General features: G+C 59.1%; 11 protein-coding genes. 7 read left to right on the forward strand and 4 right to left on the reverse strand.

Going from position 1 to position 11,520, the window contains the following annotated elements; all coding sequences use genetic code 11:
• Positions 1 to 38 precede the first annotated feature (38 nt).
• Both HJB84_RS26230 and HJB84_RS26235 read right to left on the reverse strand, forming a co-directional pair.
• The gene (locus HJB84_RS26230; RefSeq protein ID WP_221117327.1) at positions 39 to 1,463 is read right to left on the reverse strand and encodes an aldehyde dehydrogenase family protein; all 1,425 of its coding nucleotides are present in this window, start codon (positions 1,461 to 1,463) and stop codon (positions 39 to 41) included.
• Between the two features lie 166 nt (positions 1,464 to 1,629).
• Positions 1,630 to 3,279, reverse strand: a complete 1,650-nt coding sequence (locus HJB84_RS26235; protein ID WP_259671174.1) for a choline dehydrogenase — start codon at positions 3,277 to 3,279, stop codon at positions 1,630 to 1,632.
• 212 nt (positions 3,280 to 3,491) lie between these two features.
• Between HJB84_RS26235 and HJB84_RS26240 the strand changes: the two genes are divergently transcribed.
• The 6 genes from HJB84_RS26240 to HJB84_RS26265 are packed head-to-tail and all read left to right on the forward strand — an operon-like array spanning position 3,492 to position 8,819.
• Positions 3,492 to 4,766 carry an ABC transporter substrate-binding protein gene (locus tag HJB84_RS26240; protein ID WP_221117328.1) on the forward strand — a complete coding sequence of 425 codons (1,275 nt, stop codon included), beginning with the start codon at positions 3,492 to 3,494 and terminating at the stop codon, positions 4,764 to 4,766.
• Between the two features lie 22 nt (positions 4,767 to 4,788).
• Complete coding sequence (locus HJB84_RS26245; RefSeq protein ID WP_221117329.1) at positions 4,789 to 5,655, forward strand: branched-chain amino acid ABC transporter permease; 867 nt, start codon at positions 4,789 to 4,791, stop codon at positions 5,653 to 5,655.
• Between the two features lie 3 nt (positions 5,656 to 5,658).
• Positions 5,659 to 6,660: a branched-chain amino acid ABC transporter permease gene (locus HJB84_RS26250; protein WP_221117330.1), complete on the forward strand. Its 1,002-nt coding sequence runs from the start codon at positions 5,659 to 5,661 to the stop codon at positions 6,658 to 6,660.
• Positions 6,660 to 7,412, forward strand: coding sequence for an ABC transporter ATP-binding protein (locus HJB84_RS26255; protein WP_221117331.1), 753 nt, complete (start codon positions 6,660 to 6,662; stop codon positions 7,410 to 7,412). Before HJB84_RS26250 ends, HJB84_RS26255 begins: the two co-directional genes overlap by 1 nt.
• Positions 7,409 to 8,110 carry an ABC transporter ATP-binding protein gene (locus HJB84_RS26260; RefSeq protein ID WP_221117332.1) on the forward strand — a complete coding sequence of 234 codons (702 nt, stop codon included), beginning with the start codon at positions 7,409 to 7,411 and terminating at the stop codon, positions 8,108 to 8,110. Before HJB84_RS26255 ends, HJB84_RS26260 begins: the two co-directional genes overlap by 4 nt.
• Entirely contained in the window at positions 8,082 to 8,819 is a 738-nt protein-coding gene (locus HJB84_RS26265) for a hypothetical protein (protein ID WP_221117333.1), read from the forward strand. The genes HJB84_RS26260 and HJB84_RS26265 overlap by 29 nt, the downstream gene beginning before the upstream one ends.
• Positions 8,820 to 8,972: 153 nt before the next feature.
• On the opposite strand, the gene HJB84_RS26270 is transcribed toward HJB84_RS26265, so the two are convergent.
• Both HJB84_RS26270 and HJB84_RS26275 read right to left on the reverse strand, forming a co-directional pair.
• On the reverse strand, positions 8,973 to 9,449 hold the full coding sequence (locus HJB84_RS26270) for a LysR family transcriptional regulator (RefSeq protein WP_221117334.1): 477 nt from the start codon (positions 9,447 to 9,449) through the stop codon (positions 8,973 to 8,975).
• Between the two features lie 16 nt (positions 9,450 to 9,465).
• Positions 9,466 to 10,419, reverse strand: coding sequence for an SDR family NAD(P)-dependent oxidoreductase (locus tag HJB84_RS26275; RefSeq protein WP_221117335.1), 954 nt, complete (start codon positions 10,417 to 10,419; stop codon positions 9,466 to 9,468).
• 138 nt (positions 10,420 to 10,557) lie between these two features.
• On the opposite strand from HJB84_RS26275, the gene HJB84_RS26280 reads away from it, so the two are divergent.
• Positions 10,558 to 11,463, forward strand: coding sequence for an AraC family transcriptional regulator (locus tag HJB84_RS26280; protein WP_221117336.1), 906 nt, complete (start codon positions 10,558 to 10,560; stop codon positions 11,461 to 11,463).
• Positions 11,464 to 11,520: the final 57 nt, after the last annotated feature.

An 11,520-nucleotide genomic window follows, 5' to 3' on the forward strand; every position in this document is an offset into this window, starting at 1 on the left:
TGGTCGCCGTTTGTGATCTTCGATACGTTATCGCGAAACTATCCGTGACCGACCATCGCCTTGATCTCCAAATATTCGCTCAGGGAATGGTGTCCGGCTTCCCGACCATTGCCCGATTGCTTGTAACCGCCGAAAGGTGCGACTGCATCCCAGTCGGGATAGTTGATGTAGACGGAGCCGGCCCGTAACTTCCGTGCGACTTTCCGTGCTCGTTGGATATCGGCCGATTGCACATAGGCTGCTAGGCCATAGGGGGTGTCGTTAGCGATGCGGATCGCGTCCTCTTCATCGTCATATGGCAAGATGCAAAGAACGGGACCAAAGATTTCCTCCCTGGCGATCGCCATGTCATTCGAGACATGACCGAAAATCGTCGGCCGGACATAGTATCCAACATCGAGACCGTCTGGTTTACCAACGCCGCCGCAGATGACCGTCGCCCCTTCCTCGATACCTTTCCCGATCAACGTCTGGATTTTCGAAAACTGCATTTCGCTTGCGACCGGACCGAGAATGGTTGCGGGATCGGCCGGATTGCCGACGGCCTGCCCGCGCGCTGTTGCCTCTGCAATATCGAGCGCCTCCGCGTAAGAGGACCGGTGCACCAGCATGCGCGTCGGCGCGTCACACGACTGGCCGCTATTTGCAAAGCAGGCTATGACGCCATCCCGCACAGCCGTTGATAGGTCGACGTCATCGAGCAGGATGTTGGCGGACTTGCCACCCAATTCCTGAGTCACACGCTTGACAGTGTCGGCGGCAGCTTTGGCGACACGCACGCCGGCACGGGTCGAACCGGTAAAGGAAACCATGTCGATATCGGGGTGAGAAGACATGGCTTCGCCGACGATCGGCCCCTCGCCATTGACTAGATTGAAGACGCCAGACGCGAGACCGGCCTCGTCGAGGATCTCGGCAAAAATCGTGGCATCCAGCGGCGCGACTTCGCTGGGCTTCAAGACGATCGTGCAGCCTGCGGCAAGCGCGGGAAGCACCTTGCAGATGACCTGATTGATCGGCCAGTTCCAAGGCGTAATGAGACCAACAACGCCTATCGGCTCCTTGGCGATCAGGGTCGTGCCACTTTGCTCTTGGAAGTTGTAATTGCCGAGGATCTCCATAATGGCTTCGAGATGTGCGACGCAGGTCGCCGTTTGAGCTTCGATGCTGAAAGTGATTGGCGAGCCCATTTCCCGCGTGACGATATCGGCGATTTCATGCTGACGGCGCTTGAAGATATCGAGCACGCGTTTGAAAAACGCAATTCGGTCCGAAACCGACGTTTGGGAATAGGCGTCAAAGGCGCGCCGTGCGGCCTTAACGGCGGCATCAACATCGTCTGCGGACCCGAGAGCGATGCGTGCGAAAGGTTTCTCGGTGGCAGGATCGATGACATCCATGAAGCGAGCGGAAAACGGCTCTATCCAGGCGCCATCAATAAAAAACTTCGAAAAATGATCCATCCTCATGATCCTCTTGTTTGCCGGCGCAAGGGTGGACATCTCCCCTGGACGGCGCCCTCAACTTAGCGGGAGGGCACTTTTACGCTTATCGTCCCTGCCATTGGTACCGGAGCATGAAAAATCTGTCCAGTGGGTCAGTTTTTTTGTTTAGTGCGTATGTCGCGTTTCAGCGCTGCGCGGTTTCCCAATTTGGATTGGTCCAGAAGGGGGCGGACTGCGGTGCAAGAGCCCCGCCGAGGATCAGGTCGGCGGCTTTTTCGCCGATCATGATGGTCGACGCATTGAGGTTGGCACTGACCTCAAGCGGCATGATCGAGGCATCAGCTATCCTTAATCCATCGACGCCTCGCACTTTGAGATCCGGATCGACGACACTTGCCGCGTCGTTGCCCATTCTGCACGTCCCAGCCGGGTGGTAGGCAGTCGCAACGTGATCCCTCAGCCAGGCGTCGATCGCGTCATCGGCCTGAACATCACGGCCCGGCGCAATCTCCGCCCTCGCCAGTCCCTGGAATGCCGGTTGAGCGACGATTTCCCGGGTAAGCCGGATGGCTTCGCGCAGGACCATGATGTCGCGGGGATCCTGGAGATAGTTGAACACCACTGATGGCAACTGTACGGGGTTTGCGCTCACGAGGGCGACACGGCCCCGGCTTTCGGCACGAAGCAGCGTCATGTGGATCTGGAAGGATGGTCCTGGATGCGGATCAAAGCTGTCATGCTGAAAGGCAAGCGGCAGCAACTCAAGCTTCAGGTTTGGATATGGGATGCCGGCACGGGTCCTCAGATAGGCGGCGGCTTCAAACTGGTTGCTCGCGGCAAGGCCGGATTTCAGCGAGAACCATTGCAGGCCCGTCATGATCTTTCTGACACCTCGTGTGGCGGAGAATAGACCGACCGAGCCTGCGGCCCAAAACTGAATCGTGACATCAGGATGATCCTGCAGGTTTCGACCGACGTCCGGCGAGGCAATCAGAGGATCGATGCCGAGGTCGCGCAACTCCTCGGCCGGTCCGATTCCTGAACGCAGCAGGATTGCCGGGGTGCCAAAAGACCCGGCCGACAAAATGATCTCTCGCCTTGCTCGCGCAACCGATCGCTGCTGGCCATTAAAATAGACAACGTCCGTGGCCCGGCCCCGTGTTAATGCAACCTTGTCAACCAGGACGTCGCGGACGACCTTAAGATTGCGACGCTTCCTTGCCCCGTCGAGATAGGCGCGCGCCGCGCTCCAGCGCCGGCCTTGAAAGATCGTCTGCTCATTGGGGCCAAAACCCTCCATCTGGTAGCCATTGCTGTCGGGCGTTGCCGGATACCCGGCCTCCTCTCCAGCTTTCATGAACGCACTGTTTAACGGCTCGCGGCTGAGATCAGGCTTGGTGACCATCAGCGGACCATCGCTACCGCGGTAGGTATCTCCTCCAGCGAGACAAGTTTCGGCGCGCTTGAAGTAGGGAAGAACGTCGGTATAGCCCCAGCCATGGCAGCCTGCCTCTTGCTTCCAGCTCTCGAAATCAAGCGGATGTCCTCTGGTATAGACCATGCCGTTGATCGACGAGGAGCCACCAAGCAGCCGGCCTCGCGGATGTACGACCCTTCGGCCGTTCAAATATGGCTCGTGTTCGGTCAGGAAATTCCAGTTGCGAGGATCTTCACCGAGCAGCCTCTCAACCGCGAGAGGCATGTCCACTGCCCAGTTGTTGTGATCACCGCCCGCCTCCAGCAAGAGAACCGAGCATGATGGATCCTGCGACAGCCGTGACGCCACAGCGCATCCGGCAGACCCCGCGCCAACCACGATGAAATCGAACTCCATACTCATCCTTCCATGTCTCCCTGACCTCACCGCGATCGTCATGCCGGCCCCGGCCCGTGCGAACTGCGCCATTCCGCCTCAAAGGGGCGTGTACTTTTGCGTTACGAATCCACTTGCGAATTCGACTGATTAGTTCATAATCTGACGCACCAGTCAAATTAACAGTACAGCTGGTCAATAAGATTGAAAATCAATTCAGAGGAGAGCACGTCTTGAGCAAGTCCCTTTCTTTAACCCGTCGCCAGGCCCTGATTTCGGCTGCGGCTGGTACTACACTGCTGGCAATGCCATCAATTTTGCGCGCTGCAGACAAGACCGTCAAAGTCGGCGCGCTGGTTCCCGAGACCGGTGACCTGTCCCTCTGGGGCCTGCCGGCCAAGAATGGCGCGGAAATCTGGGCCAATCGTCTCAACAAGGCCGGTGGCTTGACCGTGAAAGGTGAAAAATACAGCGTCGAGGTCGTCTCCTTCGATGGAGCCTACATTGCCGAGAAGACCCTGCAAGGTGCACGCGCCTTCGTGGATCAGGATGTGAAATTCACCATGGTCATCGGCGGCGACGACTGGTCGGCCCTTCAAGATTTTTCGAACCGCAACAAGATGCTGACGTCGACGCTCTACGTGTCGGACCTCAATGCCGACGCAAAGTATCTGATCGCACCGGTTGAAATTCATCCGTTTTATTTTGGTCTTGGCGTCCAATATCTGCGCAAGACAGAACCTGCAGCCAAGACGGTTGCGCTTTGCGCGCAGGATGACGTCACGGGACGCTCCTCGCTTGCGGCATGGCGCGCCGGCTTTGACGCCCACGATTTTCAGATCGTCGCCGATCAATATTTCGACAATTCCACGACGGACTTTGCGCCTGTCGTGAGTGCCATGCTTTCGGCCAAGCCAGATGTGGCCTGCATCGATACCACCTACCCCTCTGTCGCGCTTCTTCTCGTTGAGCAACTGTTCACGCAGGGCTTCAAAGGCAAGATCCTGCATGCAGGTTTCGAGCTTTTGCCCGACATGGTCGCGCGCACCAGCAAGGAGTTCATGGAGGGATCGATCGCATTCTTCCCGCGCTTCGACGATCCCTCGATCGCAAAAACGGCAAGCGGCTTCGACGACCCCGCCGGATTTTACCAGGATTTCATCAAGGCCTATCCGAAAGAATGGAACAACACGTCGTGGGAATTCCCTGCAGCGCTTCAGGTGTGGAAGCAGGGTGTTGAGGGCGCTGGTTCCTTCGATGCCGACGAGGTTCTTGCCAGCATGAAGGCCAACCCGCCGCAGCATATCTTTGGCAAGGCGCGGTGGTGGGGCAAGGAACTTTTTGGAGCCGACAGCGCACTGGTCGGAAACTGGCCGGTCGTCGCCGTCAAGGATGGCAAGGTCAACATCGTCGACGTCGGCGACCAGGTTGCATGGTACGATGCGCACAAGGACGTTTTCCTGAAGCGCTGGCGCGAAGAGCAACTCATGCCCGATCAGAAGCGATAAGACGGACTGGCGGTGGATTGACATGCAGTTCTTGATTGAGACTCTTCTCAATTCCGCTATGGCGAGCGCGGCTTCCGCGCTCGTTGTGGTCGGTCTTGCTCTGATTTTCGGCGTAATGCGCATCGAAAACTTCGCCCATGGCGAGCTTTATATGGTCGGCGCTTACGCCACTTGGTACTTCGGCACCCACCTTGGAGCCGGTTACGCGGTGGGTCTTGTCGCCGCCATTGTGCTCACCGCCGCCATTGGCGCGTTCATGGAGTTCTTCCTCTTTCGACGACTTAAGGGAAACCCCTTGGGGCCACTGATTGTGACCATTGGCGTTTTGCTGGTGTTGCAGACGGCAGCCGCCTGGCTCTTTGGCGTGAACGCGAATTACCTGGTCGATAGCCCGTTTACGGGCGTCGTAAAAATTGCCGGCGCCAATATGCCACTTCACCGCCTGTTCGTGATCGCGGCCGCGATCGTTCTGCTTGGCGGTCTGACAATTTTGTTGCGGACGACCCGGTTCGGCTGGGCGCTTCGCGCCGTTGCGCAGGACCGTGACGCCGCCTGCCTGCAGGGGATTTCGATCGGCACTATTTCGCTGATGGCGATGGCGCTCAGTGCAGCGCTTGCCGGTGTTGCCGGTGGATTGATGGCTCCGATCGTTCGGGTCAGCCCCTACATGGGTCAGCCCATCATCATCACCGCCTTCATTGTGATCATTCTTGGCGGGATCGGCTCCATGGAGGGTGCGATCCTGGCTGCAATCATCTACTCGACGTTCTTCACCTTCGTCTCAGCGTACTTTGACAGCACCATCGCCAGCATTGCGGGCCTGTGCCTGATGCTCGTCGTGCTCATCGTCATGCCAAGCGGACTGATGGGTAAGGCGCAGAAAGTTTAACTCATGGACGCTCGGAAAAAAATTGGTCTCGGTGCCGCGGTTCTAGCGCTTGCTGCGGCTGCCATGATCCCTGCGGTGACGGGAGACTACTACGTCTCCTTCTCCACCGAAATCGTGATCATGGTGCTCATGTTGTCGAGCTATCGCATTGTTGTGCTCACGGGCGAATGGTCCTTCGCCCACGTCGTCCTTCAGGGCGTGGGCGCCTATACAGCCGCGATCCTCGTCAAGGACTGGGGAGCACCCTTCATGGTGTCGCTTCTTGCCGGTGCTCTAGTGGCAGGCTTAGTTGCGGCAGTCCTCAGCTTTCCTCTCCTGAAGATGCGCGGCTTCTACTTCCTGATGGGGACGTTCGGCGCTGCGGAAGCCGTTCGCCTGCTCTGGCGCAAATTTAACTATTTCGGCGGCACGCGGGGCTTTTCGGGCATCTCTCCGCCCTTTCTGCGTATCGGCAATTTCGCCATCGACTTTGGGCACCCCGCAGCGTTCTTCTATCTTGCGCTGACGGTTTGCGTCGTCTCTCTCCTCGTCATCTGGAGCATCGAACAGTCGCGTTTGGGGCAAATCTGGCGGACGATTGAGCAGCAAGACGTGCTTGCTCAGGCCGTTGGGATCGACACCAGGAGATATCGCCGCATTGCCTTCGTCATATCAGCCGTATTTGCAGGCGTTGCTGGCGTCCTGCTTGCCTATGCCTTCGGAACCGTTACGCCCAACCGCTTCAACCTCAACTTCGCACTTTATCTGATGATCTGGGCAATCGTTGGCGGGACACGCTCCTTCTATGGTGTGATCCTGGGAGGCATCTTGTTGATGGGATTTGACGAGTCCTTGCGTTTTGCCGACGAATTGCGGCCTGGCGTTTACGGCGTCATTCTCATCTTGGTCATGCTCTTCTGGCCGCAAGGATTGGAACGACTGATCGGCTTTGCCGCAGTTCCGGTAGCCAAGCAAACGCCCGGCACTCCAAGTGGTATGGCAGCGCCTTCGAAAGGAGATGCGTGATGACAATCCTATCGTTACATGGAGTCACTAAAAAGTTCGGCGGGCTTACGGCTGTCAACGACGTGACGTTCAGTGTCCAGCGTGGAAGCATTCACGGGCTGATCGGGCCGAACGGTGCGGGTAAGACCACCCTATTTAGCCTCATTACGGGCTTTTATCGTCCGACCGCCGGCCGTGTCGAATTGGATGGCAAGGACGTCACGTCGCTATCGACCAGTCTTCGCGCACGCAACGGACTGGTGCGCACCTTCCAAGGGACCGTGCTTTTTCCCGAACAGACGGTGGAGCAGAATATTGGCAACGGCCTCTTGGCAAAGGCATCGAGCTCTTGGGTCGATTGGATTGTGGAGAGCAATGCCTATGCAAAATCAAGGCGCGACGAAGTCGAGCGGCTCCTTGTTTTCTCACGGCTGACGGACCTGAAACACAGTGCAGCACGCGATCTGTCTCACGGCCAACAGCGGGTTCTTGGCATTGCGATCGCGCTTGCCGCCAAGCCGCGCGTCCTTCTGCTGGACGAACCTTTTACCGGCATGACAGCCAGTGAAAAGGACCGCCTGGTCGAAATGCTTCGGGAAATCCGCAAGAGCGGCACGACGGTAGTACTGGTGGAGCACGATATGCGCACAGTCATGCGCCTTTGCGACGTCATCACTGTTTTAAACTTCGGTCGTGTGCTGACGGAAGGTACGCCTGAACATGTTCGACGCCATCCTGAAGTGATGTCCGCCTATCTGGGAACTACCGCATGATAGAGCTTCGCAACCTGGTCGTCCACTACGGTCGTGTCGCTGCGGTCCACGATATTTCGCTGTCCTTTGACCATGGCATCAATTGTATCATCGGCTCCAATGGCGCCGGCAAGAGCACGATCATGCGCTCGATCTCCGGTCTCGTCAGACCAAGTTCAGGGAGTATTTTGTTCGAGGGAGAGGCGATCGAGAGCCTTACGCCAAAGGCGATCGTCGAACGCGGTATCGCCCATGTCCCGGAAGGTCGTCACGTCTTTCCAGAGCTCACGGTCGATGAAAACCTCAAGATCGGCGCTTATCTCAGGCGTGATCACGTCGCGGTCAAGCGCGACTACGACAACATCTGTAGCGTCTTCCCAAGGCTTGCCGAACGGCGCAAGCAATACGCCAACACGTTAAGCGGCGGTGAGCAGCAGATGCTGGCGATCGGGCGGGCTATCATGGCTGCACCAAAACTCGTTTTGATGGATGAACCGTCGATGGGTCTTTCGCCAGTGATGGTCGCTGCGATGGCCGAGGTGATCAGGTCGATCAATGCCGAGGGCAAGTCGGTTCTTCTCGTGGAGCAGAATGCCAATGTGGCATTGGGTCTGAGCGCAAAGGCCGCAGTCCTGGAGCAGGGACGAATTTCTCTTCAAGGCATGGCTACCGACATGAAGGATAACGAACATGTCCGAGTCGCATATATCGGTGTCTAATCCGGACTACGAAGACACTATTGGTCTCCTCTGGAAATTGAGTGATCGTGCTCGCTCCGGGGTCGACATCAGAAGCGCACTCGGACGCGTCAGACTTGATGGTTTGAGCAAGCTCGAAACCGAGGTATGCTTTGCCGTCAGGTCGCACCTGGGGGCTATAGCTAAACTAACGGATGGTGTGTCTGAGGATGAGGCTCGGACGGGGGCACTTTCCAGGTGGGATGCAGTCCTGGCTGAGGTCCAGCATATGCGCGCATCCCTAACCCCCCAAGCACACGCGTTTCACATGCGTTTGGCGAGCAAATATGCCGAATACTATCGGGGCTTTGAGGAAAAATCCCTGACACAATGGGTCAATGCAAGCCGCCTCAAAAGCGCGTTTGTAGACGCCGTCGCCATCTATCGGCATGGCGATCTCGAAGGAGCCGCAGGGGCCGTCGCAAGATTATCTCATCTATGGCGAGAGAGTTTGCCAATCAGACTGCCCGGACTGCGGGAAATCGAGCAGGCCGGGCACGTCTGGGCGGATCGAGCAGGAAACAGCCCGCTGGCTGACAAGCTCGCAGCTAACGCCGACGAGCTAACGGGCCGCCTTTCACCTTATGCGGAGGACGATGTTTCCGTTTGGAGCGCACCACGTACAACGGAGCAAGTCGTGCGATTTGGTTTCGCCGCGACGATCTTGCCGCCGAAGATGCTGCTCAGCTGACACCGAGATCACAGGAACGATTGAAATGGTGGATCAAGAGCTCGCGTTCACGCTTGGGCAATGGGGATTGCATGAAATCCAGTCGGGCCCTCAAGGGCTGGCAACACTGCGACCATGGCGGTCCGACCCTGATCCAAGCGAAATAGGGCTCGATCAGCTGTCGGCGGAAGTCGATCGACTGCGAGTTCTCAGGCCAGCGTTTCGCGAAGGCTGGCTAACTAGAGGATCCGGAAACTCCAGTATCGACGGAGGGTCAGATCGGTTTGTCGAGCTGTGGAGCCCGATCGCCAGATGCCATTCCGTCCCGTCCAGCATCGCGCCTGCCGTGCGCACCGCATGGTCGAGCTGGGCGATCCCGGCCGACACCTCGGCGACGAAGTGACGCCCGGCTTCGGTCAGCCGGACACCGCGATGACGCCGCTCGAACAGCAGAACGCCGAGTGCGTCTTCCAGTCCCTTGATCCGGGCGCTGACGCTCGATTGTGTCGTGCCCAGCACATTGGCGGCGTGATGGAAGTTGAGCACTTCGGCGACGACGACGGCATGGCGAAGGGAAATCAGTGGAATGCCACGAAGATGGTCATTGCCCGCCGCCGACGCTTCCCGCCCATTCTTCCGCCCCCAGCGCATCTTCCCATCCAGCGCGTCAGCGCAGCCCGATTTGCGTCAGCTCCGCCGACAGATTCCACAATCGTTCGGCTTCGCCCGCGTCCGCCGCATAGGCTTTGACGCCGACAAACGGTTCGCCTGCCGCTTCCGCCCGGGCAGCGATATCGCAGTCCTCGCAATAAAGACCGCCAAGGCCATCGAGTTGCGACGACGTCGCGGCCCATACCTGCGTCGCAGCACCCTGCGCCGGCGTCTTGAAGGTCGGATCGGCCGGTGCGCCGCTTTCGTCGAGCCAGCCTGCGGCTGTCATCTCGGTTTGCGTCAGGTGACGCTGGAGCGGCGTGAAGATCTTGCCGGGATGGAGCGAGAAGGCCCGGATGCCGTGGTCCCGGCCGAGCCGGTCGAGCTGAACCGCGAACAGGGCATTCGCCGTCTTTGACTGCCCATAGGCCAGCCATTTGTCATAGCCGCGCGTGAACTGCACACCGTCCCAGCGGATCGGCGAAGCGTGATGGCCGGCGGAAGACACGGAGACGACGCGCGCGCCGCCTTCGAGCAACGGCCAGAGCAGGTTCGTCAGCGCAAAATGCCCGAGATGGTTGGTGGCGAACTGCGCTTCCCATCCCGGTCCCACCCGCGTCTCCGGGCAGGCCATGATGCCCGCGTTATTGATGAGCATGTCGATGTGGGAGCCGGAAGCGAGAATGTGTTTGGCGAACAGATCGACGCTGGCAAGGTCTCCCAAGTCGAGCGCCTCCGCCGTCACATTGGCAAGATCGCGCGTCGCCGCCCGTGCCGCTTCCGGGTTTCGCGCGGCGACGATCACCTCCGCGCCGGCCGCCGTCAGCGCCTTAGCGGTTTCCAGCCCGAGGCCGGAATGACCGCCGGTGACGATCGCACGTTTGCCGGTGAGATCGACGCTGGCCAGCACATCGGAAGCGGTGGTTCGCGCTCCAAAGCCCGAGCCCAAGGGTTTCTGACGATCGATCATGGTGGTTCTCCGATGTTGAGGACGGCCCCGCACGATGCGGCGGCGGTCGCGGTTGCTTCGGAGAAGATGAGAGATGGTGGCTGAACGATCCATACGGTATAGTCCGATTATCTTTGGCGATAATACGGACTTTCCCCTTTGGACCCTTTGTCGGACGTTCTTTCCCTGCTGAGGCCCAAGACCGCGATCAGCGCCGGCCTCGATGCTGGCGGTGAATGGGCGATCCGATTCCCGGCCCATGAAGGCATCAAGTTCAACACCGTGATAAAGGGGGCCTGCTGGGTGTCGGTGGATGGCGAAGCCGAACCGCTGCGGATCGAGGCCGGAGATTGTTTCTTGCTGACCCGTGGCCGGCCGTTCCTGTTCGCCACCGACAGGGCGCCGCCGGCCATCGACTCCGCGACGATCTACGACAAGGCGGCGGACGGGATCGCGACCTGCAATGGTGGCGGCGATTTCTTCCTGATCGGTGGGCGCTTCGCGTTCGAGGGCGATCATGCCGGGCTGCTGTTCGGTGCGCTGCCGGCCATCGTCCATGTCCGAGACGCTTCCAATCAGGCAGCGGTGCTGCGCTGGGCGCTGGAACAACTGGCGTTGGAACTGAAGCACGGATCGCCCGGCGGCACGCTGATGGCCGATCACCTCGCGCAGATCATGCTGCTTCAGGTCCTGCGGCTTTGGCTCGCCTCCGGCAAACATTCCGGCTGGCTGGGGGCGCTGGCCGACCAGCGGCTGACCCGCGCGCTCGGCGCGATGCACGCCGAGCCGGAGCGCCGCTGGACGCTGGTGGAGTTTGCTGATCTCGCCAGCATGTCGCGTACCACCTTCGCCGAACGCTTCCGCGATGTCGTAGGACAGACGCCGCTCGACTATCTGGCCGGCTGGCGGATGCGGCTCGCCGCCGATCGCCTGCATCGCAGCGGCGACAGCGTCGCGGCGATCGGCTTTTCCGTCGGCTATGAATCCGAAGCCGCGTTCAGCACCGCGTTCCGGCGCGTCATGGGTCGGACCCCAATGCAGCATCGGCGCATGGCCGTGGCGTGATCTTTTATTGCAGCCGCTCGTCACTCTTTCTGTAAACGGCATCCAACTGTGGAGGAC

The sequence above is a fragment of the Rhizobium sp. NZLR1b genome, assembly GCF_019685155.1.
Lineage (GTDB): Bacteria > Pseudomonadota > Alphaproteobacteria > Rhizobiales > Rhizobiaceae > Rhizobium.